This is a genomic window from Streptomyces sp. NBC_01622 (genome assembly GCF_045209635.1).
Taxonomy (GTDB): domain Bacteria; phylum Actinomycetota; class Actinomycetes; order Streptomycetales; family Streptomycetaceae; genus Streptomyces.
Map to the genome: position 1 here is coordinate 10,620,877 of NZ_CP109293.1, position 25,828 is coordinate 10,646,704.

The following is a 25,828-nucleotide window of genomic DNA, read 5'->3' on the forward strand; positions in this document are numbered from 1 at the left end:
GGGCACGTAACGGCAGGTTGCAGTGGCTGTACGCGTCCCCCGTGATGGGGTGGCTGCTTGTGGCAAACACCTTCGAAGAGCTGGTCGAGAAGCAGCGCGCGGCCAACCAGGCGCGCGCCAGGGTTACGGAGCTGCGGGACGCCCTGGGTGCCCCCGCCCACGAACCCTGGACCGAGGCCCAGACCGAGATCTACGAGACCGCCTGGCGGGCCTGGCGCGATCTGAGCCGTGACGTGCAGGCCGCGGTGGGCGAGTACGCGAAGGACGAGGGGCTGGACCGGGCCGAGGTCGTCGCGGACGTGGACCGGGCGGCGGGTGATTCGTCCGATCCGTCGGGCGATTAGACACCTCCCGTCCCACCTATCGTTGGATGGTCGTAATAAACGAACATAGGGAGGAACGATGCGCGTCCGAAGATGACGCTAAGGTGAAGCGATGAAGGCTCTCGTTCTCTCCGGCGGCACTGGATCCCGCCTGAGGCCGATCACACACACATCGGCAAAACAGCTCGTCCCGGTGGCCAACAAGGCCGTCCTTTTCTACGGCCTCGAATCACTCGCCGACGCGGGAATCACCGAGGTCGGCATCATCGTCGGTGACACCGCGGCGGAGATCGAGGAGGCGGTGGGTGACGGGTCGAAGTTCGGCCTGAAGATCACCTACATCCCGCAGGATCGTCCCCTCGGGCTGGCCCATGCCGTCCTGATCGCGCGCGAGTACCTCGGCGACGACGACTTCGTGATGTACCTCGGCGACAACTTCATCGTCGGCGGCATCACCGGTCTCGTCGAGGGCTTCCAGGCCAACAAGCCCGACGCGCAGATCCTCCTCACCCACGTGCCCGACCCGCGCTCCTTCGGCGTCGCCGAACTCAGCGAGTCCGGCCAGGTCATCGGCCTGGAGGAGAAGCCGGAGCACCCCAAGAGCGACCTCGCTCTGGTCGGTGTCTACCTCTTCACGCCCGCCATCCACGACGCGGTGCGCGCCATCAAGCCGTCCTGGCGCGGCGAGCTGGAGATCACCCACGCCATCCAGCAGCTGATCGACGACGGCGCCGACGTGCGCTCCTCGGTCATCCACGGCTACTGGAAGGACACGGGCAACGTCGTCGACATGCTCGAAGTCAACCGGACCGTCCTCGAGAGCATGGACCGCCGTATCGACGGCGAGGTGGACGACGTCTCGGAGACCATCGGGCGCGTGGTGATCGAGGAAGGCGCGCGCATCGAGAAGTCGCGCATCGTCGGACCCGTCGTCATCGCGGCCGGAACCGTCGTGAGCAACTCCTACATCGGACCGTTCACCTCGGTCGCGGAGAACTGCCGGATCACCGACAGTGAGCTGGAGTTCTCCATCGTGCTGCAGGACTCGTCCATCGCCGGGGTGGGCCGGATCGAGTCCTCGCTCATCGGCAAGCACGTCGAAGTGACCCCCGCTCCGGGGGTACCCAGCGCCCACCGCCTCGTTCTCGGAGACCACAGCAAGGTGCAGATCCGTTCATGAATCTCCTCGTCACCGGCGCCGCCGGCTTCATCGGTTCCGCGTATGTCCGCATGCTCCTCGCCTCGGACGCGCCTGACGCGCCCCGCATCACGGTGCTGGACAAGCTCACGTACGCCGGCACGCTCGACAACCTGGAAATAGGCCACCCGCGCCTGGAGTTCGTCCAGGGCGACATCTGCGACGCCGAACTGGTCGACAAGCTGATGGCCGAGGCGGACCAGGTGGTCCACTTCGCTGCCGAGTCCCACGTGGACCGCTCGATCAACGGTGCCGCCGACTTCGTCCGCACCAACGTGGTGGGCACCCAGGTCCTGCTCGACGCGGCCCTGCGGTACAACGTGCCGTTCGTGCACATCTCCACCGACGAGGTCTACGGCTCCATCGAGTCCGGCTCCTGGCCCGAGACCCACCCGCTCGCGCCCAACTCGCCGTACTCCGCGTCGAAGGCCTCCTCCGACCTGCTCGCCCTGGCCTACCACCGCACCCACGGCCTGGACGTGCGCGTCACCCGCTGCTCGAACAACTACGGGCCGCACCAGTTCCCCGAGAAGGTCATCCCGCTGTTCGTCAGCAACCTCCTCGACGGCAAGAAGGTCCCGCTCTACGGCGAGGGCCTCAACGTCCGCGACTGGCTGCATGTCGAGGACCACTGCCAGGGCATCGAGCTCGTGCGCACCAAGGGCCGGGCCGGCGAGGTCTACAACATCGGCGGCGGCACCGAGCTCAGCAACAAGGAGCTCACCGGCCTCCTCCTTGAGGCCTGCGGCGCGGACTGGGACCGGGTCGAGCGCGTCGAGGACCGCAAGGGCCACGACCTGCGCTACTCCGTCGACTGGTCCAAGATCCACGACGAGCTCGGCTACACCCCGAAGCACGACTTCGCCACGGGTCTGGCCGAAACCGTCGCCTGGTACCGCGACAACCGCGCCTGGTGGGAGCCGCTCAAGGCAAGGGTGGAGCGCGCCTGATGAAGTGGCTGGTCACCGGTGCCGGCGGGATGCTCGGCCACGACGTGCTCGACGAACTCGCCCGGCGCGGTGAACAGTTCGTCGGTCTCGACCGCGCCGCCCTGGACATCACCGACCCCGCGTCGGTGGACCGGGCGTTCGCGGAACACCACCCCGACGTGGTGGTGAACTGCGCGGCGTACACCGCCGTCGACGACGCCGAGACCGACGAGGAGCGGGCCCTTCGCATCAACGGCGAGGGGCCCCGGCTCCTCGCCCGCGCCTGCGCCGCCTCGGGCGCGCGGCTGGTCCACGTCTCCACCGACTACGTCTTCGACGGCGAGGCCCGCAGCACGCCGTACCCGGAGAACCACCCCACCGCACCCCGCACCGCCTACGGCCGCACCAAACTCGCGGGCGAGCAGGCCGTGTTGGAGGAACTGCCAGGTGGGAGCGCGGTCGTCCGTACGGCTTGGCTGTACGGAGCCTGTGGGGGTAACTTCGTCCGCACGATGATCGAGCTGGAAGCACGTCGCGACACTCTCGACGTCGTCGACGACCAGCACGGACAGCCGACCTGGAGCGCCGACGTCGCCGTACGGATCGCCGATCTCGGCGCCCGTATCGGCCAGGTCGAGGGCGCGCACGGGGTGTTCCACGCGACCAGCTCCGGCGAGACCAGCTGGCACGGTCTCGCCCAGGAGGTGTTCCGGCTCATCGACGCAGACCCGGAGCGTGTCCGCCCCACCACGAGCGCCGCCTTCGTCCGTCCCGCGCCCCGCCCCGCCTACAGCGCCCTCGGGCACGAGCGGTGGCGGGAAGTCGGTCTGGAACCGCCGAGGGACTGGCGGTCCGCCCTGCACGAAGCACTTCCTCACATCCGCAAGGAGATTTCTTCGTGAAACGCCATGAGTTCCTGCGGGGACTCCACAAGTCAACCGCGAACCGCAACTACCTGGAGATCGGCGTCAACGACGGCCGCAGCCTGACGCTCTCCCGGGTGCCCAGCGTCGCGATCGATCCCGCGTTCAAGGTGGTCACGGAGATCCGCTGTGACGTCCACCTGGCCAAGGCGACCAGTGACGACTTCTTCGCCCGGGACAACCCGCTGGTGCACCTGCGCGGCGGCCGTCACCCGCTGCGTCAACTGGCCCGCAACCGGAGCCCGTTGGGCTGGTGGAAGACCACCACGCTGGACCTGTCGTTCATCGACGGCATGCACCTGTTCGAGTACGCGCTGCGCGACTTCATCAACGTGGAGAAGCACTCGGACTGGGCCAGCGTCATCGTCTTCGACGACATGCTGCCGCGCAGCATCGACGAGGCGGCCCGGGACCGGCACACCGATGCCTGGACCGGCGACGTCTACAAGCTGGTCGAAATCCTCGCCCGCTACCGTCCCGACCTGGTGACGGTTCTGGTCGACACCCAGCCCACGGGTCAGCTCGTCGTCTTCGGGGCCGACCCGAACAGCACCGTCCTCAAGGACAAGTACGACGAGATCATCGCGGAGTTCGAGGTTCCGGACCCGCAGAAGGTGCCCGAGGCGATCCTGGAGCGCACCACCGCGGTGCAGCCCGAGGCGCTGCTGGGCGCCGGCTTCTGGGGCCCCCTCGCCAAAGCCCGTGACCGCGGGACCAAGCGGTCCCGCGGCTGGGAGCCCCTGCGCCGCTCGGTGGAGCAGCTCAGCGTCAGTCGCTGACCTGCCCACCGCGCAGTCGCTCGTAGTAGGCGGAGCAGTCCGCGTAGGACGGAAGAAGTCCTGACTGCTCCGCCTCTGCCAGTGTGGGCGCCTCGGCGTCCTTGTCGGACAGCACCGGCTCGAAGCCCTCGGGCCAGGCGATCCCGAGCGCCGGGTCGAGCGGGTTGATCCCGTGCTCACGCCCGGGCGCGTAGCCCGTCGAGCACAGGTACACGACCGTCGCGTCGTCGGTCAGGGCCATGAACGCGTGCCCCAGCCCCTCCGCGAGGAACACGGCGTGCTTGCTGTCGTCGTCCAGCCGGACGGCTTCCCACTGACCGAACGTGGGAGAGCCGACGCGGATGTCCACGATCACGTCGAGGACGGCGCCGCGCACGCACTTGACGTACTTGGCCTGGCTCGGCGGCACGTCGGAGAAGTGCACTCCGCGCACCACGCCCCGCCGCGACACCGAGCAGTTGGCCTGCGCCAGCTCCAGGTCGTACCCGGTGGCCTCGCGGAACTCCTCGCCCCGGTACCACTCGTGGAAACTGCCCCGGTCGTCAGGGAAGACCTTGGGCTCCAGGACCCAGGCGCCTTCAATCCCCAGTGCTCGCACGTTCTTTCGTCCTCCATGGCTTGCTCGGGTACTGCGATGTGCTCGGCTACCGCTACTTGCTGAGGGCACGCTTCAGCTTGCGCGCCACCCGGCGGGCCAGTCCCGGCTTGGGCTTGGCGGCCACCGGCTTCGGCGCGGGCTTGGGCTCGGCGGGCTTGGCCTTCGGCGCCGCCTCCACCCGGATACCGCCGGCGTCACCGGCCAGCCGCACCGGCAGCGCCAGGAAGCGCTGCCCGGTCGCGGTCGGGGTCAGGCACACCGACGCAGCCCACGCCAGGTCCTTCAGCTCGGCGGCGGGCACCTCGGCCGCCAGCCGCGCACCCGAGGACTCGGGGGAGACCACACCGGGCACGTCCAGGGTCGTACCGGACGCCTTGTGGGTCAGGCGCAGCAGTACGTCGGTGGCGGCGGGGACGTAGAAGGGGAGCAGTACGCCGGCGCGGGCGCCGGTGACCGTGAAGTCGCCGGTCTTGAGATCGCCGAGGCCGAGGCGCTTGCTCGCCTTGTCGACGTCCAGCGAGAAGTTGCCGTGCGGCTCCGTGTAGTACGGGAGCAGCACCTGGCCGGCGACGACACCGGCGTGCCCGGCGTTCTCACCGTGCTGCGGGACCGGGCCGAGGCGGCACTCCTTGTTCCAGGAGCCGATGACGACCCGGACGTAGGTGTCCCAGAGGCCGCCGGCCAGCGGGGCGCCGCCGGCCGCGGTGGCGGGGTCGACGGTGGCCGTGGCGTGCAGCACCAGGCGGACGCCGTCGCCCTCGGGGACCGCCTCGTGCGAGATCTGCACGGGCTGGAAGTGCGAGGCGGCGCTGGTGCGCTCGCGGACGACGAGGTCGGCCGTCGCCTTCTTGAAGACGTGGGTGGCGTCGGCCGTCAGCAGCGCGGTGGCCTCCGCGAGGTTCTTCGGCTCCGGGTGCCTGGGGGCGGGCGCGCCCTCGGCCGGGAAGATCGCGGGCTTGCCGTTGATGACGAACTCGGCCTGGTAGTGGACCAGCAGCTTGCCGTCCCGCCACTCGATCTCGCCGGGGGACGCCTGCGGCTTGAGGGAGGCCTCCCACTCGGCGAGCTCCACGAGGTCGTCGTAGCGGTCGGCGGCGGCGAGGGCGGCGACGACCCGCAGCCGCGGGCCGAGACCGGCCGCGACGCCGGGGCCGAAGCGCTCGGTCATGACACCGCGGATCTCCTTGAGGAGTTCACGGCGGTACTCGTCGGGGGCCTTGAGGAGCCGGCCGCCGCCGAGGCGCTCCATCATCTCGACGCGCAGCCAGCGGCGGAAGATCTTGTCGCGGGCCGCACCGGGCTCGGTGTACTTCTCGACGACGTCGAGGGCCTCGCGCAGGTTCTTGAAGTAGCCGACGGGGTCGAAGCGCTGGAAGCCGGCGTTCGAGGCGTCCTCGCGCTTGATGTGGTAGTAGCAGACGTAGTCGCTGAGCACGGCGACGTTGTCCGCGGCGAGGTAGGCCTCCGTCACGAAGACGTGGTCCTCCAGGCGGCGACGCCCCTCCGGGAACCGCAGGTTGATGCGGTCGAGGAACGCACGGCGGAGCATCTTGTGCGGGGTGAGGCTGTCCATCAGCGGCGCGGTCTCGACCGACGCGTGCGGGTAGTTCTTGCGGAACAGCTCCACGGGCACGGCGCGGCCCTTGCCGGCCATCTTGCCGACGATGACATCGGCGCCGTTGGCCACCCCGTAGTCGTACATCCGCTCCAGGGCCTCGTCGCCGAGGTAGTCGTCGTTGTCGACGAACATGACGAACTCGCCCTTGGAGGCGGCGATCCCCACGTTGCGGGGCTTGCCCGACCAGCCGGACGCCTCCTGGTGGATGACGTGGATGTGGGGGTGCTGCGCGGCGACCTCGTCGAGCCGCGCGGGCGTGCCGTCCGTCGAGCCGTCGTCGACGAAGATCGCCTCGTACTCGTCGTTAGGCAGGGACTGCCTGAGGAGAGAGGAGATGCAGTCCTCGATATAAGGCCCTGGGTTGTACACAGGGACGACGACACTGACCTTGACCGACATCCGGCTTCTAGCCCCCTTGTTTGCGCTGACCGTTGCCCGATGCGGAACGGCGCGAGTGGGGTGATGCTAACCCGGTCTGTCTCGATGCCGCCCATTGGGCTGGTGTTGGGCAACGGTTAACCCGCCGTGGGTCGATGTCAGCTCACGTTGTGGGTCTTGGCCAGAAGTTCCAGGATTTCGGCCGACGTGCCCGTTTCGCCCAGGCGCGGGAAGATCCGCTCGATGCTGTGGGCGTGCGAGACGGCGTCCAGGTCGCTCATCGCGTCCGTGGCCAGGGTCACGTGATAGCCGTGCTCGTGGGCCGCGCGGGCGGTGGACTCGACGCCGATGCTGGTGGCGATGCCGGTCAGCACGATCTGCGTGACACCGCGCCGGCGCAGTTGCACGTCCAGGTCGGTGCCGTGGAAGGCGCCCCAGTTCCGCTTGACGACGTGGATGTCACCGGGGTGCCCGGCCAACTCGTCGACGACGACGTCCCAGCCCTCGGGGCGGGCCGCGCCCCCGGGGCGCCGCTGCTCGGTGCGGCCGGGAACCGCATCGGCACCGTCGTCCGCGAAGGTGACCCGGACCAGCACCACGGGAAGACCGGCGGCCCGGAAGGTGTCGGCGAGTCCGACGGTACGGGCGACGACCTCGGGCCCGCTGTACGGCTGGGTCGGGGCGCCGACGACGCCGCCCTGGAGGTCGATCACGACGAGGGCGGTACGCGGGTCGAGGGCGGTCAGTGCCATGGGGGGAGGCCTTTCAGGAGTGGCGGGGGCTCAGCCGGTTGTCCGGGTGAGCTTCGGTATCACTGCTCCGACAGCCGTTCCAGCAGTGTCAGCGCGTCGACGATCGTCCGCCGTTCCCGCTCGGTGTAGCGGTCCTCGAAGGCACGCGCGAGCCACTCCTCACGGACCTGCCGGTTGTCCTCGACGCGCGCGCGGCCCGCTTCGGTGAGGGTGACCAGTTGTCTGCGGCCGTCCTCGGGGTCGGGGCTGCGCCGGATCAGCCCGTGCCGGTCCAGGGCCGCGAGGGTGGCGGCCATCGACTGCGGCCTGACCCCCTCGGCCGACGCCAGCGCGCTGGCCGTGGCCGCGCCGTGCTTGCCGACCAGGGTGAGCGCCGACTCCTGCGAGGGCGTCAGATCCTCGTCCGTCGCGACCTCACGGATCCGGCGCCGCAGCCGGCTGAACACCACCCGCAGATCCCGCGCGGAGCGGGCGGCGGAGTCCGAGATGCCGGCCGGTGTCGGGGCGTGCCGCTGATCCATGAGCGCCACCGTAAAGCCGTCAGGGGAAACTGTCCAGGCACAACTGATCAGTTTTCCCTGAAGATCCCTCCGGGCGCACTACTCTGTGCGCCGGCAGAGGTTCGAACGGCGAGCGGGGAGCGGATCGCGATGAACGAGCACTCAGCAGGCGGAACGGCCCCGATCGACTCGTCCGTGGCACATCCCGCCCGCGTCTACAACGCCTGGCTGGGCGGCAAGGACAACTACCCCGTCGACCAGGAGGCCGCCGACCTGGCCGCCGCGGCCAACCCGGAGATCGTCCCCGCGGTCCGCGCCAACCGGGCCTTCCTCGGCCGCGCCGTCCGCGAGCTGAGCGGCAAGGCGGGCATCCGCCAGTTCCTCGACATCGGCACCGGCATACCGGCCGCGGACAACACCCACGAGGTGGCCCAGCGCGTCGACCCCGGGGCACGCGTCGTCTACGTCGACAACGACCCCATCGTCCTGGCACACGCGCGTGCCCTGCTCGTCAGCAGCGAGGAAGGCGCGACGGACTACCTGGAGTCGGACCTGCGCGACGTGGACCGCATCCTCGCCGCCGCGGCCGAGACCCTCGACCTCTCCCGGCCGGTGGGGCTGATGCTGGTGGCGATCCTCCAGTACGTCCCCGACCGCGACGACCCCTACGCCATCACCCGGCGGCTCCTGGACGCGCTCGCCCCCGGCAGCCACCTCGTCCTCTCCCACCCGGCGGCCGACATCGGTGCCGAGGAGGTCGCCGAGTCGATGCGCGTCTACAACGAACGCGCCGCCGAACACGCGGGCGCCACCCCGCGCACCCACGCCGACGTCACCCGCTTCTTCGACGGCACGGAGATCCTCGACCCCGGTGTGGTCCAACTGCCGGTCTGGCGCCCCGACCCCGAGGACACCCCGGCGACCGGTCCCCTCCCGATGCGGTGCGGGGTGGGCGTCAAGCCGTGACGGAGCGGCGCCGTGCGCCAGTCCGACCGGCGCCTAGGCTGAGCCCGTGCGTCTGCTCCTGATGTCCGACACCCATCTCCCCAAGCGCGCCAAGGAACTCCCCGCGGGGCTCCTCGCCGAACTCCCGCGCGCCGACGTCGTGTTCCACGCCGGCGACTGGGTCGACACCGACACCCTCGACCTGCTGGAGAGCCGCAGCCGCCGGCTCGTCGGCGTGTACGGCAACAACGACGGCCCCGCACTGCGCGCCCGGCTCCCCGAGGTGGCGTACGCCGAACTCGGCGGCCTGCGCTTCGGTGCCGTCCACGAGACGGGCCCCGCCCAGGGCCGTGAGGCGCGCTGTGCGGCCCGCTTCCCGGACCTGGACGTGCTGGTCTTCGGACACAGCCACATCCCCTGGGACACCACGGCCCCCACCGGTCTCCGGCTGCTCAACCCGGGCTCCCCGACCGATCGCCGACGCCAGCCGCACTGCACCTACCTCACGGCGACGGTCGGGGACGGCACGCTGACCGATCTCGTACTGCACCGGCTGCCGCCCAGGTGATCCACCGTTCACCCGGTCCGCGCCCGGTGGATCGCCCCGGCCACCCCTGTCAACGGCATCCCCGTGCCGCTCCACCGCAGCGCGACGATCTCGGCGGCCACGGACACCGCCACCTCCTCCGGGGTGCGGGCGCCGAGGTCCAGGCCGATCGGTGAGCGCAGGCGGGCCAACTCGCCCTTGTCGAGGTCGGATTCGAGCAGTCGCCGCATACGGTCGTCATGGGTACGGCGGCTGCCCATCGCCCCGATGTACGCGGCCGGCCGGCGCAGCGCCTCCTCCAGCAGCGGTACGTCGAACTTCGGGTCGTGGGTCAGGACGCAGATCACCGTCCGCTCGTCGGTGTCCGTGCCGGCCAGATACCGGTGCGGCCAGTCCACGACCACCTCGACGCCGGCCGGGAAGCGCTTCGGCGTCGCGAACACCGGGCGGGCGTCGCACACCGTGACCCGGTAGCCGAGGAAGTCACCGATCCGGGCGACCGCCGCCGCGTAGTCGATGGCGCCGAAGACCAGCATCCGGGGCGGCGGCGCAAAGGAGCGCAGGAAGACGGTGACGGAGTCCTCGCGTCGCTCGCCGTGCGGTCCGTAGTGCCGCAACCCCGTTGCCCCGAGGGCGAGTTCACCGCGCGCGTCGGCGGTGACCGCGACATCGAGACCGGTCGTGCCGAGGGTGCCGCCCACCGTTTCCGGCCAGACGGCGAGGGTGGCGCCGCGCGCTGCCGGGCCGTCGATCACGGTCGCCACGGTCACCGGCTCGTGCGCGGCGACCGACCGCGCGACCGCCCCGAAGGCGGGATCGGCCTCCGGCGTGACGGGCCGTACCAGCACGGTGATCTCGCCGCCGCAGGTGAGCCCGACCGCGAAGGCGTCCTCGTCGCTGTACCCGAAGGTCTCCAGCCGCGCCTCGCCGCTCGCCACGACCTCCCGAGCCAGTTCGAAGACCGCCCCCTCCACACAGCCCCCGGACACACTGCCCACGACCTCGTCGTCCGGGCCCACGGCCATGGCCGCGCCGGGGTCGCGCGGCGCGCTGCGGCTGACCGCGACGACGGTGGCCAGACCGAACGGATCCCCTGCCGCGTACCAGCGACCGAGCTCCGGGAGGATCTCCCGCACGCTGTGCTCCTCTCACCACCGCAGTCCCTGTACGGACGTTAATCCGTTGCCGCCGCCCGCGCCGCTCTGCTGCACTGATCGGCAGCAGTCACCGACGACCGAGGAGCACCGAGATGCGCACACCGTTCATGTCCACCCAGGAAGGAAGGCACTCCTCATCGAAGGACATGACACCAGGTGCACTTGCTCAACCTCGGAATCCTCGCGCACGTAGACGCGGGTAAGACCAGTCTGACCGAACGGCTGCTGCACTCGGCCGGTGTGATCGACGAGATCGGCAGCGTCGACGACGGCAGCACCCGGACCGACACGCTCGCACTGGAGCGGCAGCGCGGTATCACCATCAAGTCCGCCGTCGTCTCGTTCCCGGTCGAGGACGTGACCGTCAACCTCATCGACACCCCGGGCCACCCGGACTTCATCGCCGAGGTGGAGCGGGTGCTCGGCGTACTGGACGGCGCCGTCCTGGTCGTCTCGGCGGTCGAGGGCGTCCAGCCGCAGACCCGCGTCCTGATGCGCACGCTCCAGCGACTGCGCATCCCGACGCTCCTCTTCGTCAACAAGATCGACCGACGGGGGGCACGCCAGGACGAGCTGCTGCGGGAGATCTCCGACCGGCTCAGGGCGGCGGTCGTACCGATGGGCTCGGTCGAGGACATCGGTACCCCGGAGGCCGGTTTCCTGCCGGGCCTCGCCCCGGGCGCAGCGGCCGTCCTCGCCGACCACGACGACGAACTGCTCGCCGCCTACGTCGAGAACACCGTGCCGTACGACCTCCTCCGCACGGCCCTCGCCGCCCAGACCCGCCGGGCCCTCGTGCACCCGGTCTACTTCGGCTCCGCCATCACGGGCGCGGGCGTGGACGCGCTGGTCACCGGCATCAAGGAACTGCTCCCCGCCGCCGAGGGCGACCCCCAAGGCCCGCTCTCCGGCACGGTGTTCAAGGTCGAGCGCGGTCCGGCGGGGGAGAAGGTCGCCTACGCGCGGATGTTCTCCGGCACCCTCCGCACCCGCGACCGGATCACCTTCGGCGACGCCGGCCAGGAGGGCAAGGTCACCTCGATCAGCGTCTTCGACCACGGCACGGACATCGGCACCGACTCCGTCCCGGCGGGCCGGATCGGCCGGCTGCGGGGCCTCGGCGAGATCAGGATCGGCGACGCGATCGGAACGCCGAGGAAGGCGTACGAGCACTTCTTCGCGCCGCCGACCCTCGAATCCGTGGTCGTCCCGGGCCCGGACGCCGACCGGCGGGCCCTGCACCTCGCGCTCACCCGCCTCGCCGAACAGGACCCGCTGATCGGCCTGCGCCACGACGAGGTGCGCCAGGAGACCGCGGTCTCCCTCTACGGCGAGGTCCAGAAGGAGGTCATCGAGGCCACGCTGGCCGACGAGTTCGGGGTGCGGGTCACCTTCCGCGAGACGACACCCCTGTGCATCGAGCGGCCGGTCGGCACGGGCTCGGCGGCCGAGTTCATCAAGAAGGACGAGAACCCTTTCCTCGCCACGGTCGGCCTGCGTATCGACCCGGCGCCGGTCGGCTCGGGTGTGCGGTTCGCTCTCGAGGTCGAGCTGGGCGCGATGCCGTACGCCTTCTTCAAGGCCGTAGAGGACACCGTGCGCGAGACGCTGGGGCAGGGGCTGCACGGCTGGCGGGTCACCGACTGCGTGGTGACCATGACGCGCTCCGGTTACTGGCCCCGGCAGAGCCACGCCCACCAGGGCTTCGACAAGAGCATGTCGAGCACCGGCGCGGACTTCCGCGCGCTGACCCCGCTGGTCCTCGTCGAGGCGCTGCGGCGGGCGGGGAGCCAGGTCCACGAGCCGATGCACCGGTTCCGCGTCGAGGCCCCGGCCGACACTCTTGGCGCCCTCCTCCCGGTCCTCGCCGCGGTGCGCGCCGTACCGCAGACCACCGAGACGCAGGGGCCGCTCTGTGTGCTGGAGGGAGTGGTCCCGGCGGCCCAAGTGCACGGTCTTGAGCGGCAGTTGCCGGGGCTGACGCGCGGCGAGGGGGAGTGGGAGAGCGCCTTCGACCACTACGCGCCCGTCGCGCACGGGACCGTTCCGGAGCGGGCGCGCACCGACCACAACCCGCTGAACCGGAAGGAGTACCTGCTCAACGTGACGCGCCGGGTCGGCTGAAAATGTTTCAACAGGGCTTGCAGCGTGGGAACTTACTCGTGAGTCAGAAGTGTTGACAGTGTCCGGAAACAACCGGACTGTAGTGGACATGACCAATATCCGGGCGCGTTTGATCGTTGTCCTGGTTGTCCTCTGCGGATTCCTGTCGGTGCTGGGTGCCGGGCCTGCCACCGCCGCCACCCCAACCGACTCCCTCTGGTTCGACGGCTCACCGCTGACCGTGCAGAACGGCAGCTTCGTCGACAGCTACGGCCGCCAGGTCGTGCTGCGCGGCTACAACGTCTCCGGTGAGACCAAACTGGAGGAGAACAGCGGTCTCCCGTTCGCGTCGGTCGCCGACGCGAAGAAGTCCGCGACCGCGCTGCGCGCCCTCGGCGGCGGCAACTCGGTGCGCTTCCTGCTCTCCTGGGCCCACGCCGAACCCGTACGCGGCCAGGTCGACAGCACGTACCTGGCCGCCGCCACCGCCCAGATGCAGGCGTTCCTCGACGCCGGCATCCGCGTCTACCCCGACTTCCACCAGGACCTCTACTCCCGGTACCTGTTCAACACCGGAAGCTGGTACACAGGTGACGGAGCCCCCAAGTGGGCTGTGGCACTGGGGAGTTACCCCCAGGAGTCCTGCGGCATCTGCCTCTTCTGGGGCCAGAACATCACCCAGAACTCAGCCGTCACCAAGGCCCAGTACGACTTCTGGCACAACAACTACGGCCTCCAGGACTCCTTCCTCGCCACCGCCCAGTCGACCATGACGTACATCCAACAGCACCTGACCACCGACGAGTTCGCGGGAGTCGTCGGCTTCGACCCGTACAACGAGCCCTTCGCCGGCACCTACGACTCGGGCCAGACAAGCCGGACTTGGGAGCAGAACCTGCTCTGGCCCTTCTACGTGAAGTTCCGCGCGCGGATGGACGCGGCCGGCTGGAGCGCCAAGCCCGCCCTCGTCGAGCCGAACCTCTTCTGGAACTCCAACATCTCCAGCCAGGTACAGGAGGGCGGACTCCTCGACGCGGGCACGCTCGGCTCGCGCTATGTCTTCAACACCCACTTCTACGACCAGAAGGCGATCTCCGGCATCCTGATGTGGGGGAACGCGGCCGACGGCCAGTACTCGACCGACTTCGGCACCGTTCGTGACCGGGCCACCGCCGCCGGCACCGCCGCCATCGTCAGCGAGTTCGGGCATCCGCTGTCCGGCACGGTCGCGGGCAAGGCGCCGACCGTCCTCAAGGCGATGTACCAGGCCCTCGACTCCCGTCTGCCGGGCTCCACTTGGTGGTCCAACCCGAGCGGATCCGGACCGGTCCTGTCCGGCACGCAGTGGCAGTGGGACATCTACAACGGCCGCCACCACGAGCTGATGAACGACAACCCCGACAAGGTGCTCACCACCGGCGACGCCTGGAACGACGAGGACCTCTCCGCCGTCAACATGACCGACTCCGGCACGGTGACACTCCGTCAGGACGCCCGGCTGCTCGACCGGATCTACCCGAGCGCGACAGCCGGCACCACGGTCGCCTTCACCTACGAGGACCGCTCCCGCGACGGCTCCACGACCCTGACCTGGAACCCGGTCCCCAGCACCCTCCCGAACGTGTCCTCGCTGGTCGGCTCCGGCCAGTACGGCCTGCTGATGTGGCGCTCCAACAGCTCCACCGCGCCGACCGAGCTCCACCTCCCGGCGTCCTTCCCGGCCGCGTCCACGACAGTGGTCTCCGACCTGGGAGCCGTCTCTGGGGTCCCGGCGTACACGTCCTCCACCGCGATCGGCTACGCCAACGAACCGGGCGGCACCGGCAGTCACCGCCTCCTGCTCTCGGCCTCCGGCTCGGGAACCCTGCACTACGCCCTGATCACCAACGGCGCGTCGAGCCCCTCCTCGACGCTGCTGAGCGCGGCCAAGTCCGAACTGGCCGCATGGGCGGCATCGCACAGCTGACAAACGCAACGGCACCGGTCCCCTCGGGGACCGGTGCCGTTGACGGTCGCTCAGCTCGCGGACGGGCTCGTCCAGTCGGCCTGCACATGACCCAGCCGTACGCGCTGCGGATGGTCGCCCACCGGAACGGAGAGCACCTTCTGGCCGGTGGCGAAGTCGATGGCCGTCACCTGGTCGGCGCCGGCCTCCGAGATGATGCAGTCCTTGCCGTCACCGCTCACGGTCGCCCAGTACGGCGTGGACGCCGTGACCAGCGGACCTTCCTGCAGGGTGGCCCGGTCCACGACCGTCGCGTAGTTGTCCATCGTCCCGGCGACGCACAGCTTGGTGCCCTCGGGGTTCATCGAGATGCCGTGATGACGTGAGTCGAGCAGCCAGGTGGTGCGGTCCGTGCTGGTCGCGGGGTTCGCCGGGAGCGTCTTCACGCGGGTGATCTTGTCGGTGGCGACGTCGTACTCCAGGAAGCCGTTGAAGAACGACACCTGGAAGTACAGCTTGGACCAGTCCGGCGTGAAGGCGGCCGGGCGGACCGCGTCGGAGAAGTTCGTGAGGCCGATCGCGTCCAGCCGGTCCCGCATGTCGATGATCTTGACCTGCTTGAACGTGGTGGCGTCGACGACGGTGATGTGCCGGTCGCCCTTGGTCCAGTCCCAGGCCGGATCGTCGAGGGAGGTGGTGACCTCGCCGATCGACATGTTCCAGATGTACCTGCCGCCGTTGGTGAAGAAGTTCTCGTGCGGCTTGTCGCCGGTGGCGAACTCACCCAGTTCGGCGCCGGTGTTGATGTCCAGCACCTGCACCTTGTCGGCGGTCGAGGCCGAGACCGCGACGCGGGTGCCGTCGGGGGAGACCGCCATGTGGTCGGCGCGGTAACCGGCCACCGGGAAACGCCAGTTGATGGTGTCGGTGGCGAGATTGATCGACACGACGTCGGCGAAGCTGGGGCGGGAGACGACGAGGGACTTGCCGTCCGGCGTGGAGTACATGTCGTCCACGTACTGGTCGTGTCCCTGTCCGACCTCGTTGTGGATGGACGTGTAGTAGATCCACTTGATCGGATCGGCGTTGATCTCCGCCAGCCGTGCCGCTTTGTCGGGGACGATGTTGATCTCCCCGATCTTCGCGAAGTCGCCGGTGGACTTGATGACGTCCGCGGTGCCGTCCCAGTTGTTGCCGACGAACAGCACCTCGCGCAGAGCGGCGGAGGAGTCGGCTGTGGCGGCCGTCGCAGGAGCGGCTACGGTCAGGACGAGGGCGGCGGCCATGGAGCAAAGGTGCCTGGGTCTGAAGGCAGGCATGACTGCTCTCTTCTGTGAGGTGAGAGGGTGCCGGAGGATGTGAAGAATTCTGAACACGCGCGAATTCAGAATGAACTTACTGAAAAGTAAGGAAGGGCACTCTTCTCCGCAAGACTGCGGACACGACAAGATTGGCCGATGGTCGACAAGATAGAGGTGTGACAGTGGCGGGCAGGCTCAAGGCGCCGACCGGTCGTTACGGCGGCAAGTCCGCCGAGCAGCGGCAGGCCGAGCGACGCGGACGCTTCCTGGACGCCGCGCTCCAGCTCTTCGGCGACACCCCCGGCTACCGCGGCACGACCGTCGCCGCGCTCAGCGAGGCCGCGGGGCTGTCCACCCGGCAGTTCTACGAAGAGTTCCGCAGCCTGGAAGACGTGCTGGCCGCGCTCCACCTCCAGGTCAACGACTGGGCCGAGAAGGCCGTGCTGGCCGCGCTCGCCGCCGCCGACGGTCTGCCGCTCGTCGAGCGGGCGACCGCGATCTTCCACGCCTACGCCGCGAACGTCACCGGCGACCCGCGCCGCATCCGCATCACCTTCGTCGAGATCATCGGCGTCAGCCCACGCCTCGAGGAACAGCGGCTGGCCCGCCGCGCCCGCTGGATCAACCTCATCCGCGGCGAGGCGAGGGCCGCGGCCCAGCGCGGGGAGGCGGCGCGGCGCGACTACCGCATCGCCGCGACGGCGTTCATCGGCAGCGTCAACGGCCTCCTCCACGACTGGAGCGCGGGCTGGGTCGACGCCACGCTGGACGAGATCGTCGACGAACTCGTCCGACAGCTCGTGGGCATCATGCAGCCACAGGGCTGGAGCGGTCAGGACCAGTCCTAGGCCGGCTCGTCGGTCGCGTACTCGTCCAGGCGGCGGGCCAGCGCGCGGACGAGATCGCGCAGGGCGGCGGGGCGTTCGACGACGAACGGGCGGTCGAGGGCGGCGAGGACGGGCGGAATCCAGTCCAGCCGCTCGGCCCGGATCCGGACCCGGACCCAGTCGGTGCCCTCGTCGGGCGTGGTCACGGTGGCGATCCCGGCCGGGAGATGCCCGCGAATGTGCTCCGCACTGCCCCGGATCCGCAGTGACACGTCGTGCGTCCAGGGCGTGCGCGCGAGGCTGTCCAGCACCATGGCCGCCGGGTCGAACTCCGCCGGCACCTCGAACGAGCCGGAGAGCACGCGCAGCGCGGTGACACGGTCCAGGCGGAAGGTGCGGACCTCGCCGTCGGCCGCGTCGGCGCCGGTCAGATACCAGCGTCCGGCATGCGCCACCAGACCGTACGGCAGGACCGTACGGTCGCTGGTGCGGCCCTTCCGGTCGGTGTAGCCGATCTCCACCGGCCGTCGGTGGAGCGCGGCCTCGGCGAGTTCGAGCAGTACCTCGGTCTCCGGGGCGGTGGCGGCACGCGGTCGCGCGGTGAAGTCTGCGGTGTCGAGCAGGGCGTCGAGCCGTCGGCGCAGGGCGGCGGGCAGGACCCGCAGCAGTTTCGCCGTGGCGCTCTCGCCCGCCGCGGCCGACGTGGTGACGAGCCCCGCCCTCCGGCCGGCCAGCAGTCCGAGCACCACGGCGAGGGCCTCCTCGTCCGTGAACATCAGTGGCGGCATCCGATAGCCGGGAGCGAGCCGATAGCCGCCGTAGCGACCGCGTACCGAGTCGACCGGTACGCCCAGCTCCAGCAGATGACCGACGTAGCGGCGGACCGTGCGTTCGTCGACGCCCAGCCGGGCGGCCAGGTCGGGGACGGTACGTAGACCGCCGCCCTGGAGGATCTCCAGCAGGGCCAGCACGCGCGCGGTCGATGTGGTCACCCCGAAAGTCTGCCTCGGATACCGGGCGGAAGCTGTCCGGTATCGGTCCTAGCGTGAGGGACGCCGCTTCGTCCGGCACCGCACACGACCTCCGACAGGAAACCGCCATGAACTTCGTCTCGATCCGTGTCATCACCGACGACGTCGCCCGTCTCGTCGGGTTCTACGAACAGGCCACCGGCGTCACCGCCACCTGGTCGACCCCCGACTTCGCCGAACTCGCCACCCCCGCCTGCACGTTGGCGGTCGCCAGCACCCGCACCGTGGCCCTCTTCGGCACCGGCTCCGCACAGCCCGCCGCCAACCGCTCGGTGATCACCGAGTTCCGCGTCGCGGACGTCGACGCCGAATGGGAGCGCCTGGCACCCCTCGACTGCGAGATCGTCCAGAAGCCGACGACGATGCCCTGGGGCAACCGCTCCCTCCTCTTCCGCGACCCCGACGGCAACCTGATCAACTTCTTCACGCCGGTCACCCCCGAGGCCGTGGCACGACAGCAGCGCTAGGTCAGTTTGTCGAGGGCGGCGAGCACGGGAGCCGTACCGTCCTCGGCACGCACCCGGGCGCCGAGGGCCCGCGCCCGCTCGGTGTGGGCGGGGTCGCGGGTGGCCCGTACGAGTGCGGCGGACAGGGTGTCGACGGTGAGGCCGCGCAGCGGTACGGCGCGGGGCGCCACGCGCAGGGCGACCAGGCGGGCGGCCCAGAAGCCCTCGTCGAACTGGATCGGCACCGGCACGGCCGGCACCCCGGCGCGCAGCCCGGCCGCGGTCGTGCCGGCACCGCAGTGATGGACGACGGCCGCCATCCGCGGGAACAGCGCCGAATGCGGCATCTCGCCGATGCTCAGGACATCGTCTCCGGCCGCTTCGAGGCCGCCCCAACCCCGCTGGATCACCCCGCGCAGCCCGGCCCGGCGCAGCGCGCGCACGATCTCGGCACTCAGCCGCTCGGGATCGGGCACGGTGGCGCTGCCGAGCCCCACGAAGACCGGAGCCGGCCCGGAGTCGAGGAAGTCCCGCAGTTCGGGCGGGAGTTGGGCGTCTGTGTCGTACGGCCACCAGTAGCCGGCCACCGTGAGCCCGGGCCGCCAGTCGGCCGGACGGGGCACGATCAGCGGGCTGAAGCCGTGCTGGACGGGCCAGTTGTGCGCTTCCCGGGACCGGAGCGCGGTGCCGGGACGCGTGCGGGTCAGGCCCAGGCGGGAGCGCACCTCCGGTACGGCGGTGGCGAAGACGTGCTCCACCGCCCGGTTCACTCCGTGCCCGGCGACCCGGTTGCCGACCGTGCCCCAGGAGCCGCCGCCGAGCACCGGCGGTGCGAACTCCCTTGTGGGCGCGAGGGGTTGGAGGTACACGCCCATGCTCGGCAACGACAGTCCCTCGGCGATGGCATGCCCCAGCGGCCCCAACGAGCTGGACAGCAGCAGCACATCACTCGCCCGCGCGGCCGTCAGCAGATCGTCGGTCATCCGCCCGACCAGTGCCCGCGCCATCGCGACCACCCGCAGCAACTTGGCCCCGCCCGAGGCGCTGCGATGCAGTGCGCGCCCCCGTGAGGACTCCAACTCGGCCCGGGGATCGACCGGAAGAGGATGGAAACCGACACCCGAACCCGCCACCAGGGGTGCGAAACCTCCGTGGGTGACAAGGGTGACCTCGTGCCCCGCCCGGACCAGGGCATGCCCGAGTCCGGTGTAAGGGGCCACATCGCCCCGGGATCCCGCCGTCATGATCGCTACGCGCACGCCGGTCAGTATCCCGTCCGGTGGCCGAGGAGTGGGGGATTCCCGCGGGGATTCCAACTGTCCCTCGTGTCACAGCCGTTGACTTCACCCTCCGGTGGCTCTACTTTCAGCGCGCCGTTTCGTTCGGTTGCCCGATCCTTGTTCGAGATATCGGCAAAGGAGCCGCATGTTCCGCACCCCCGTCCTGCGCGTCCTCGCGATGGCCGCAGCCGCAGTCACCCTGCTTCTCTTCACCAGACCCGCGCCCGCGGACCCCCTTCGGACGGCCCCGGTCGCCTCGACGACCCGTCAGATAGCCGTGCCCACCGCCCCGATGGGCTGGGCCTCCTGGAACAGCTTCGCCGCGAAGATCGACTACAGCGTCATCAAGCAGCAGGTCGACGCTTTCGTCGCCTCAGGCCTCCCGGCAGCCGGCTACAAATACATCAACATCGACGAGGGTTGGTGGCAGGGCACCCGCGACAGCGCGGGCAACATCACCGTCGACACCAGCGAGTGGCCCGGCGGGATGAGTGCCATCGCCGACTACATCCACAGCAAGGGCCTCAAGGCCGGCATCTACACGGACGCCGGCGCGAACGGCTGCGGCTACTACTACCCGACGGGCCGTCCGGCCGCGGCCAACACCGGCAGCGAGGGCCACTACGACCAGGACATGCTGCAGTTCTCGCAGTGGGGCTTCGACTTCGTGAAGGTCGACTGGTGCGGCGGCGACGCCGAGGGCCTCGACGCGGCGACGGCGTACAAGGCGCTCAGCGCCTCGGTCGCCAAGGCCACCGCCACCACGGGCCGCGCGCTGACCCTCTCGATCTGCAACTGGGGCTACCAGAACCCCTGGAACTGGGCCCCGGGTCTGGCCCCCATGTACCGGACGAGCACGGACATCATCTACTACGGCAACTCGCCGTCGACGACGAACATGCTGTCCAACTTCGACCAGGGCCTGCACCCGGCCGCCCAGCACACGGGTTACTACAACGACCCCGACATGCTGATGGTCGGCATGTCCGGCCTCACCGCCGCCCAGAACCGCACCCACATGGCGCTCTGGGCGATCTCCGGCGCTCCCCTCCTGGCCGGTAACGACCTGACGACCCTCACCACCGAGACCACCGGCATCCTCACCAACCCCGAGGTCATCGCCGTCGACCAGGACCCGCGCGGCCTCCAGGGCGTCAAGGTCGCCGAGGACACGACAGGGCTCCAGGTCTACGGCAAGGTCCTCTCGGGCCTCGGCAACCGCGCGGTCACCCTCCTCAACCGCACCTCCTCCGCCCAGAACATCACCGTCCGCTGGTCCGACCTCGGCCTGACCACGGCGTCCGCCACCGTCCGTGACCTGTGGTCCCGCACCAACATCGGTTCCTACGGCACGAGTTACACGGCCAGCGTCCCGGCCGGCGGCTCCGTGTTCCTGAAGATCAGCGGCGGCACCGAGGCGGCGAGCACCAACTACACCGCCGTCTCCACCGGCAAGTACACCGGCGTCAGCGCGGCGAGCACCGGCCTGAACGTCGTCGACGTCACCTACACCAACACCGGTTCCACCGCCGTCACCGGCAGCCTCCAGGTCAACGGCCAGACGGCCACGACGGTCTCGTTCCCGCCGACCGGCTCCAGCGCGGGCACCATCTCGGTCCAGGCCAACCTGTCCAAGGGCTCGGCCAACTCCCTCACCCTGACCGGAAGTTCACTCCCCACCCTGGGCACGATCAACGTCCAGCCCATCCCCGGCACGAACGGCTCCCTCGTCGTCGGCACCGGGTCCGGCCGCTGCGCCGACATCTACAACAACACCATCACCAACGGCACCCAGGCCGAGATCTGGGACTGCAACGGCGGCCAGAACCAGGCCTGGACGTACACCTCCCGCAAGGAACTCGTGGTGTACGGCAACAAGTGCCTGGACGCCTACAACAACGGCACCACCAACGGCACCAAGGTCGTCATCTGGGACTGCAACGGCCAGAACAACCAGAAGTGGACCGCCAACTCCGACGGCACCCTCACCAACGTCAACGCGGGCCTGTGCCTGGACGCGTCCGGCGCCGCCACGGCCAACGGGACCCTGCTGATCCTGTACACCTGCGGCACGGCGAACAACCAGAAGTGGACGCTGACGTAGTTCGTGGCGCATTGTCCCGCCGGTCGTCAGGGCCGGCGGGACGCGTGTCTCCAGGCGAGCGCGATGACGACCAGTCCCGTCGCCACGAGCAGCGCACACCCCAACAGGCAGGCGGCGAGCAGGCGTTGGCGCAGCCTCCGGTCGACCGGCTGGGCAACGACGAGAGCGCGCACGGGCGGCAGGTGGCTGCCGGGCCTGACGCGGAGCCCGCCCGGTTCTTGGGTGCATGACGCGTTGGCACGGCTTTCCCCGGCCGACCAGGAGGTACTGCGGTCGACGGCGTGGGAGGAGCTGGGTGTGGAGGAGGTTGCCGTGGTTCTTGGGTGTGGGCTGCGGCTATGCGGTTGCCTCGGGCGCGGCGGAGGTTGAGAGCGGAGATAGAGCGGTTGAGCGCGGTGGCGGCGCCCCGCCCCCTGGTCGTGCAGGCGAACTCCACGCCCGTGTCCCTCAAACAGCTCGCCGCTCTCGCCGCGGCGGTCGCGGCATGTCCTCAAGGAGACGAAGTATCCGCCGAGTTGGAGCGATGTCCCGCCCGAGGCCCGGCCCCCGCACGACGTGGCGGGACTGCGGGCGTACCTCCAGGAGACCGCGTACAGCAAGACACCGTTGACCACCCCCGAACTCCTCGCCGCTGTGGGGGAGGTGACCGACCGCCTCGGGCGGCGCGGGGAGGCTTATGTGTATCGGCAGTCGGGCAGCCGCCCGATGCTGATCATGGATCCGGCCACCGGCGCCGTCCTCGGGCTGGGGAGCACCTTCACGAAGGACCAGCCCGAGTACGGCGTCAAGGCCGGGGACGTCATGGACTGCAGCGCGTGGACGCGCTGATCACATCCCGAGCTGCCGGGCCGCGGCCGTCACGGTCTGTTCCAGGAGCGTGGCGATGGTCATCGGGCCGACGCCGCCCGGCACCGGCGTGATCAGCGAGGCGCGCTCGGCGGCGGACTCGAAGTCGACGTCGCCGACGTTGCCCGCGTTGTAGCCGGCGTCGAGCACGACCGCTCCGGGCTTGATGTCCTCGCCGCGGATCAGCCGGGGGCGCCCCACCGCCGCGACCACGATGTCCGCCTCGCGGACCGCCGCCGACAGGTCGCGGGTGCGGGAGTGGCAGTAGGTGACCGTCGCGTCGCGGGCCAGGAGCAGCATGCCGGCGGGCTTGCCGAGGATCGCGCTGCGGCCCACGACGACGGCCCGCTTGCCGGACGGGTCGACGTCGTACTCGTCGAGCAGCCGCATGATGCCGCCGGGCGTGCAGGACACGAAGCCCGGCAGGCCGAAGCTCATCGCCGCGAAGGACGCGAAGGTGACCCCGTCGACGTCCTTCTCCGGCGCGATCGCCTCGAACGCGGCCCGCTCGTCGATGTGTTCGCCCATCGGGTGCTGGAGCAGGATGCCGTGGACGCTGGGGTCGGCGGAGAGCGCGGTGAGGGTCGCGACCAGTTCGGCGGTGGTCGTGGTGGCGGGGAGTTCCACGTGCCGGGACTCGATGCCGGCCTTGCGGCAGCGGCTCTGCTTCATCCGGACGTAGGTGACGGAGGCCGGGTCCGCGCCGACCAGGACCGTCGCCAGACAGGGCGCCGTACCGGTGCGTTCCTTGAGGTCGGCGGCCTGCTTCGCGGTGTCCTCGACGATGCGCCGCGCGAGCGCCGTGCCGTCCATGAGCTTTGCCTGAGACATGATCCACTCCTGAGCTGGTTGACCAATCGCCCAGGCGCACGGCATCGACTCCGCGTGGGCCGCTCCACGGTGGTGCTCCACCTCAGCGCCAGTCACGACCCACGAACAGCCTAGCCGAGAGAGTCCGACGGCCGTCAGGACCCGCTCTGCTGGGGCGGCTGCGTCGGGTCGACGCCGGTCAGGAAGTCCCGGGCCTGTGCCGCGAGGCGTGGCGCCCCGATGGCCTCCGCCCAGCGGGCGACCTCCGTCGCGAGTGCCCTGGCCCCGGCCTCGTCGCCGGAGTCCCGGGCCAGCACGGCGAGCAGCAACTGCTGGGAGAGCGTGCCGGGGACCGTGCCCGCGCCTGCGCCCAGTGTGGTCGCCCGGCGCCAGCGGTCCAGGGCCAGTTCGTGGTCACCGGCGTCGTGGTCGTGGTCGCCGAGGTGGCGCAGGGCCTCGCGGGCCAGCAACGGGTCGTCGCCCGACTCGGCGGCGCGCAGCGCGGACGCGTAGTGGGCGGGCGCGTTCGCCAGGTCGGCGAAGTGGTTGTCCGTGATCAGGCCGAGGTACATCTCCGCCCAGCCCCGGCGCCCCTTGTCCGGGGCGCCGTCCCGCAGCGCGTCCGCTTCGTGGAGCAGGGACGTGAGGGCTGCCGGGTCCTTCCCGTCCGGGCCCAACCGGAGTCGGCCGTCGACGACGAGCAACCGTCGGTAGGTGTTCCGCAGCCGCGCGAAGTCCACGTCCCAGTCGCCGCCCGGGAACTCCTTCCCGGCCGCTTCGATACGTGCCGTCGCGGTGTCCGTGCCCGCGAACCAGTCCTGTTCCAGGGCGACTTGGGCGGCGGCGCGGGCGATCCGCGCCCGGTGGTCCGGTTCGTCGGTGGTGCATGCGTCCAGGAGGCGGGAGGCGCGTTCCCATCGTCCCGTCACGCTCAACTCGTGGGCCGCGGCGATGAGTTCTTCGACGGGGATGACCGCGTTCGCTGTGGATGTCATGACGGGGAAGGTAGTTATGCGAAAAACTATCCACAAGAAAACCACTGCGGGAGGCAGACGTGGAGGACTCGGTCGACCGGCACGTGGCGCTCTGGGTGAAGGAACTCGCCTGGATGGACCCGGTGAAGGAGGAGATCTTCATTCGGCTGGCCATCCTGGCCCGCCATGCCGGTCGGACGCGGCGGGACGTGCTCGACGCCGACGGGCTCAAGCAGTGGCAGTTCAAGGTGCTGCTCATGCTGCGCAGGCTCGGGCCGCCGTACGAGACGAGTCCGTCACACCTGGCGGAGCTGCTGGGGCTGACCCGCGGGGCGCTCTCCGCGCGGCTGGCGGCCGTCGAGGAGGCCGGGCTGATCACCCGTACCCATGAGACGGGGGACCGGCGGCGGGTGCGGGTGCGGCTCACCGACGCCGGATACGCGGTCCTCGGGGAGCATGTGGCGGCGGAGGAAGCGGGCGAGCTCGCGCTGCTCGCAGCGCTGAACCCAGCAGAGCGGCGCACGCTCGCAGACCTGCTGCGGAAACTGGTGCTCGCCGTCGAGTCCTAGTGGGGCCGGCGGGTACCGTGCTGGCCGAGAAGGTCCAGGTCAGCCTTGTGGTGACCCGGACCTTCGGCACCAATCCCGCTAGCCGTCCCATGCCTGGATCATGGTCTGCCGGGTGATCTTGCCGTCGTCCAGCACGAGCATCGACTCGGCCAGGACCCGGGTCCCGTCGGCGTACTGACAGGACTCGCTGTAGGCGACGCGGTCCCCCTGTACGACGCACTCCTCCAGTTTGTGCGTCATGTCGCGGCTGTAGACGTCGTCGAGCATGGCGCCGATCTCGTCCCGGCCGTGCAGGACCTTGGGGTTGCTGGGCTGGGTCTGGTGGTCGACGACGTGGATCTCCGCGTCGTCGGCGTAGAGCGACAGAAGTGTCGCCGCTGTGTGATCTTCTATGCCCCGGCGCAGGGCTTCGGTGTCGAAGCCGGGGCGTGCTGCGGTGCCCATGGTGACCTCCTCGGAGGGCCGCGGCCCGAACAGGAGCGAGCCGCGCGGGCCTCTCCTACGAGACTCCTCCGCCGCGCCCGGGTCGGCAAACCGAGAGGCTCGCTCCGCCTGACGGGTGAGCGGTGCCCGGCGCCCGTGACCGTGCGGCTACCGTCCGCGTTGCTGGAGGCATGATCTCAACACGACGCATTGCCGCCGCCGTTGGTCTCGCCGTCGGGGTCACCGGCCTCGTCGCGCCGATGGCGAACGCCGCCGACGCGCCCGCCTTCAAGGACGGCAAGGTCAGCCCGGTTGCCCTGCTGGACTCGCTCGCGGTGAGCGAGATCCCCGCCGAGCACCAGGCGCAGCTCCCGAAGGTCGCCGACCAGATGAAGGTGCTGAACCACCTCAACGACTTGCAGCAGCTGCACCAGGTCACCGACATGGCCGCGCCGGTCACGGGACTCCTCCCCGCCGTCGAGTAGCAGGACCGCGCAGCGCGCAGACCTTGAGGGCCGTCCG

At 70.1% G+C, this 25,828-nt stretch carries 26 protein-coding genes, 1 pseudogene and 1 riboswitch; of the genes and pseudogenes, 16 read left to right on the plus strand and 11 right to left on the minus strand.

The genetic code is table 11. The annotated features are described in order from the left end of the window. The first annotated feature begins 59 nt into the window (after positions 1–59). The 5 genes from OH768_RS49075 to OH768_RS49095 all read left to right on the plus strand — a co-directional run bounded on the left by OH768_RS49075 (position 60) and on the right by OH768_RS49095 (position 4,152). Positions 60–344, plus strand: coding sequence for a hypothetical protein (locus OH768_RS49075; protein WP_406463688.1), 285 nt, complete (start codon positions 60–62; stop codon positions 342–344). Positions 345–435: 91 nt separating this feature from the next. Then, entirely contained in the window at positions 436–1,503 is a 1,068-nt protein-coding gene (locus tag OH768_RS49080; protein ID WP_406463689.1) for a glucose-1-phosphate thymidylyltransferase, read from the plus strand. Beyond that, positions 1,500–2,471 (plus strand): dTDP-glucose 4,6-dehydratase, encoded by a 972-nt coding sequence (rfbB, locus tag OH768_RS49085; RefSeq protein WP_406463691.1) that lies wholly within the window; start codon positions 1,500–1,502, stop codon positions 2,469–2,471. Before OH768_RS49080 ends, rfbB begins: the two co-directional genes overlap by 4 nt. Next, positions 2,471–3,352 (plus strand): dTDP-4-dehydrorhamnose reductase, encoded by an 882-nt coding sequence (gene rfbD, locus OH768_RS49090; RefSeq protein WP_201050242.1) that lies wholly within the window; start codon positions 2,471–2,473, stop codon positions 3,350–3,352. The genes rfbB and rfbD overlap by 1 nt, the downstream gene beginning before the upstream one ends. Then, positions 3,349–4,152 (plus strand): class I SAM-dependent methyltransferase, encoded by an 804-nt coding sequence (locus OH768_RS49095; RefSeq protein WP_406463693.1) that lies wholly within the window; start codon positions 3,349–3,351, stop codon positions 4,150–4,152. Before rfbD ends, OH768_RS49095 begins: the two co-directional genes overlap by 4 nt. Here the strand turns inward: OH768_RS49095 and rfbC are convergent. The 4 genes from rfbC to OH768_RS49115 all read right to left on the minus strand — a co-directional run bounded on the left by rfbC (position 4,142) and on the right by OH768_RS49115 (position 8,019). Then, positions 4,142–4,750 (minus strand): dTDP-4-dehydrorhamnose 3,5-epimerase, encoded by a 609-nt coding sequence (gene rfbC / locus OH768_RS49100; RefSeq protein WP_406463695.1) that lies wholly within the window; start codon positions 4,748–4,750, stop codon positions 4,142–4,144. The two genes, OH768_RS49095 and rfbC, sit on opposite strands and share 11 nt — an antisense overlap. Positions 4,751–4,802: 52 nt before the next feature. Continuing rightward, a complete protein-coding gene (locus OH768_RS49105) occupies positions 4,803–6,767 on the minus strand; it encodes a glycosyltransferase family 2 protein (RefSeq protein WP_406463697.1) in 1,965 nt (654 codons plus the stop codon). A 137-nt stretch (positions 6,768–6,904) separates the two neighbouring features. After that, positions 6,905–7,498, minus strand: a complete 594-nt coding sequence (locus OH768_RS49110) for a hydrolase (RefSeq protein ID WP_406463699.1) — start codon at positions 7,496–7,498, stop codon at positions 6,905–6,907. Positions 7,499–7,557: 59 nt separating this feature from the next. Continuing rightward, complete coding sequence (locus tag OH768_RS49115; RefSeq protein WP_406463701.1) at positions 7,558–8,019, minus strand: MarR family winged helix-turn-helix transcriptional regulator; 462 nt, start codon at positions 8,017–8,019, stop codon at positions 7,558–7,560. Positions 8,020–8,148: 129 nt separating this feature from the next. Between OH768_RS49115 and OH768_RS49120 the strand changes: the two genes are divergently transcribed. Continuing rightward, positions 8,149–8,964 carry an SAM-dependent methyltransferase gene (locus OH768_RS49120; RefSeq protein WP_406463703.1) on the plus strand — a complete coding sequence of 272 codons (816 nt, stop codon included), beginning with the start codon at positions 8,149–8,151 and terminating at the stop codon, positions 8,962–8,964. A 46-nt stretch (positions 8,965–9,010) separates the two neighbouring features. Beyond that, positions 9,011–9,511, plus strand: coding sequence for a metallophosphoesterase family protein (locus tag OH768_RS49125; protein WP_406463704.1), 501 nt, complete (start codon positions 9,011–9,013; stop codon positions 9,509–9,511). An 8-nt stretch (positions 9,512–9,519) separates the two neighbouring features. On the opposite strand, the gene OH768_RS49130 is transcribed toward OH768_RS49125, so the two are convergent. Then, positions 9,520–10,626: an XdhC family protein gene (locus OH768_RS49130; protein ID WP_406463706.1), complete on the minus strand. Its 1,107-nt coding sequence runs from the start codon at positions 10,624–10,626 to the stop codon at positions 9,520–9,522. A gap of 177 nt (positions 10,627–10,803) precedes the next feature. Between OH768_RS49130 and OH768_RS49135 the strand changes: the two genes are divergently transcribed. Continuing rightward, positions 10,804–12,771, plus strand: coding sequence for a GTP-binding protein (locus OH768_RS49135; protein ID WP_406463708.1), 1,968 nt, complete (start codon positions 10,804–10,806; stop codon positions 12,769–12,771). An 88-nt stretch (positions 12,772–12,859) separates the two neighbouring features. Next, positions 12,860–14,716 (plus strand): cellulase family glycosylhydrolase, encoded by a 1,857-nt coding sequence (locus tag OH768_RS49140; RefSeq protein WP_406463709.1) that lies wholly within the window; start codon positions 12,860–12,862, stop codon positions 14,714–14,716. A 50-nt stretch (positions 14,717–14,766) separates the two neighbouring features. Here the strand turns inward: OH768_RS49140 and OH768_RS49145 are convergent, their stop codons facing one another. After that, the gene (locus tag OH768_RS49145) at positions 14,767–16,014 is read right to left on the minus strand and encodes a YncE family protein (protein WP_406463711.1); all 1,248 of its coding nucleotides are present in this window, start codon (positions 16,012–16,014) and stop codon (positions 14,767–14,769) included. Between the two features lie 164 nt (positions 16,015–16,178). Here OH768_RS49145 and OH768_RS49150 point away from each other — a divergent pair, with 164 nt between their 5' ends. After that, positions 16,179–16,844, plus strand: coding sequence for a TetR/AcrR family transcriptional regulator (locus OH768_RS49150; protein ID WP_406463713.1), 666 nt, complete (start codon positions 16,179–16,181; stop codon positions 16,842–16,844). On the opposite strand, the gene OH768_RS49155 is transcribed toward OH768_RS49150, so the two are convergent. Beyond that, on the minus strand, positions 16,841–17,815 hold the full coding sequence (locus tag OH768_RS49155; protein WP_406463714.1) for a helix-turn-helix transcriptional regulator: 975 nt from the start codon (positions 17,813–17,815) through the stop codon (positions 16,841–16,843). The two genes, OH768_RS49150 and OH768_RS49155, sit on opposite strands and share 4 nt — an antisense overlap. Positions 17,816–17,922: 107 nt before the next feature. Here OH768_RS49155 and OH768_RS49160 point away from each other — a divergent pair, with 107 nt between their 5' ends. Next, on the plus strand, positions 17,923–18,321 hold the full coding sequence (locus OH768_RS49160) for a VOC family protein (protein ID WP_406463715.1): 399 nt from the start codon (positions 17,923–17,925) through the stop codon (positions 18,319–18,321). Here OH768_RS49160 and OH768_RS49165 read toward each other — a convergent pair. Then, the gene (locus OH768_RS49165; RefSeq protein WP_406465748.1) at positions 18,318–19,544 is read right to left on the minus strand and encodes a glycosyltransferase; all 1,227 of its coding nucleotides are present in this window, start codon (positions 19,542–19,544) and stop codon (positions 18,318–18,320) included. The two genes, OH768_RS49160 and OH768_RS49165, sit on opposite strands and share 4 nt — an antisense overlap. 181 nt (positions 19,545–19,725) lie before the next feature. Here OH768_RS49165 and OH768_RS49170 point away from each other — a divergent pair, with 181 nt between their 5' ends. The 3 genes and pseudogenes from OH768_RS49170 to OH768_RS49180 all read left to right on the plus strand — a co-directional run bounded on the left by OH768_RS49170 (position 19,726) and on the right by OH768_RS49180 (position 22,512). After that, positions 19,726–21,684 carry a ricin-type beta-trefoil lectin domain protein gene (locus tag OH768_RS49170; protein ID WP_406463716.1) on the plus strand — a complete coding sequence of 653 codons (1,959 nt, stop codon included), beginning with the start codon at positions 19,726–19,728 and terminating at the stop codon, positions 21,682–21,684. Next, positions 21,588–22,082, plus strand: a pseudogene (locus OH768_RS49175) (hypothetical protein); the annotation flags it as partial. The gene OH768_RS49170 and the pseudogene OH768_RS49175, both read left to right, overlap by 97 nt. A gap of 157 nt (positions 22,083–22,239) precedes the next feature. Then, entirely contained in the window at positions 22,240–22,512 is a 273-nt protein-coding gene (locus OH768_RS49180) for a hypothetical protein (RefSeq protein WP_406463718.1), read from the plus strand. Here the strand turns inward: OH768_RS49180 and OH768_RS49185 are convergent, their stop codons facing one another. Next, positions 22,513–23,361: a bifunctional 5,10-methylenetetrahydrofolate dehydrogenase/5,10-methenyltetrahydrofolate cyclohydrolase gene (locus tag OH768_RS49185; RefSeq protein WP_406463719.1), complete on the minus strand. Its 849-nt coding sequence runs from the start codon at positions 23,359–23,361 to the stop codon at positions 22,513–22,515. Positions 23,362–23,382: 21 nt separating this feature from the next. Then, positions 23,383–23,467: riboswitch (ZMP/ZTP riboswitch) on the minus strand. Between the two features lie 28 nt (positions 23,468–23,495). Beyond that, positions 23,496–24,335 carry a hypothetical protein gene (locus OH768_RS49190; RefSeq protein ID WP_406463720.1) on the minus strand — a complete coding sequence of 280 codons (840 nt, stop codon included), beginning with the start codon at positions 24,333–24,335 and terminating at the stop codon, positions 23,496–23,498. A 59-nt stretch (positions 24,336–24,394) separates the two neighbouring features. On the opposite strand from OH768_RS49190, the gene OH768_RS49195 reads away from it, so the two are divergent. After that, complete coding sequence (locus OH768_RS49195; RefSeq protein WP_406463722.1) at positions 24,395–24,883, plus strand: MarR family winged helix-turn-helix transcriptional regulator; 489 nt, start codon at positions 24,395–24,397, stop codon at positions 24,881–24,883. A 78-nt stretch (positions 24,884–24,961) separates the two neighbouring features. Here the strand turns inward: OH768_RS49195 and OH768_RS49200 are convergent, their stop codons facing one another. Beyond that, positions 24,962–25,327, minus strand: a complete 366-nt coding sequence (locus OH768_RS49200; RefSeq protein WP_406463724.1) for a nuclear transport factor 2 family protein — start codon at positions 25,325–25,327, stop codon at positions 24,962–24,964. 170 nt (positions 25,328–25,497) lie between these two features. Here OH768_RS49200 and OH768_RS49205 point away from each other — a divergent pair, with 170 nt between their 5' ends. Then, positions 25,498–25,791: a hypothetical protein gene (locus tag OH768_RS49205; protein ID WP_406463726.1), complete on the plus strand. Its 294-nt coding sequence runs from the start codon at positions 25,498–25,500 to the stop codon at positions 25,789–25,791. Positions 25,792–25,828 lie beyond the last annotated feature (37 nt).

Bases quoted from the DNA above. Each gene is read 5' to 3' on its own strand.
- OH768_RS49205 (WP_406463726.1), top strand. From the start codon at position 25,498: ATGATCTCAACACGACGCATTGCCGCCGCCGTTGGTCTCGCCGTCGGG.
- OH768_RS49190 (WP_406463720.1), bottom strand. From the start codon at position 24,335: ATGACATCCACAGCGAACGCGGTCATCCCCGTCGAAGAACTCATCGCC.
- OH768_RS49185 (WP_406463719.1), bottom strand. From the start codon at position 23,361: ATGTCTCAGGCAAAGCTCATGGACGGCACGGCGCTCGCGCGGCGCATC.
- OH768_RS49200 (WP_406463724.1), bottom strand. From the start codon at position 25,327: ATGGGCACCGCAGCACGCCCCGGCTTCGACACCGAAGCCCTGCGCCGG.
- OH768_RS49160 (WP_406463715.1), top strand. From the start codon at position 17,923: ATGAACTTCGTCTCGATCCGTGTCATCACCGACGACGTCGCCCGTCTC.
- OH768_RS49115 (WP_406463701.1), bottom strand. From the start codon at position 8,019: ATGGATCAGCGGCACGCCCCGACACCGGCCGGCATCTCGGACTCCGCC.
- OH768_RS49110 (WP_406463699.1), bottom strand. From the start codon at position 7,498: ATGGCACTGACCGCCCTCGACCCGCGTACCGCCCTCGTCGTGATCGAC.
- rfbD (WP_201050242.1), top strand. From the start codon at position 2,471: ATGAAGTGGCTGGTCACCGGTGCCGGCGGGATGCTCGGCCACGACGTG.
- OH768_RS49145 (WP_406463711.1), bottom strand. From the start codon at position 16,014: ATGCCTGCCTTCAGACCCAGGCACCTTTGCTCCATGGCCGCCGCCCTC.
- OH768_RS49080 (WP_406463689.1), top strand. From the start codon at position 436: ATGAAGGCTCTCGTTCTCTCCGGCGGCACTGGATCCCGCCTGAGGCCG.
- OH768_RS49170 (WP_406463716.1), top strand. From the start codon at position 19,726: ATGTTCCGCACCCCCGTCCTGCGCGTCCTCGCGATGGCCGCAGCCGCA.
- rfbB (WP_406463691.1), top strand. From the start codon at position 1,500: ATGAATCTCCTCGTCACCGGCGCCGCCGGCTTCATCGGTTCCGCGTAT.
- OH768_RS49105 (WP_406463697.1), bottom strand. From the start codon at position 6,767: ATGTCGGTCAAGGTCAGTGTCGTCGTCCCTGTGTACAACCCAGGGCCT.
- OH768_RS49140 (WP_406463709.1), top strand. From the start codon at position 12,860: ATGACCAATATCCGGGCGCGTTTGATCGTTGTCCTGGTTGTCCTCTGC.
- OH768_RS49120 (WP_406463703.1), top strand. From the start codon at position 8,149: ATGAACGAGCACTCAGCAGGCGGAACGGCCCCGATCGACTCGTCCGTG.
- OH768_RS49165 (WP_406465748.1), bottom strand. From the start codon at position 19,544: ATGACGGCGGGATCCCGGGGCGATGTGGCCCCTTACACCGGACTCGGG.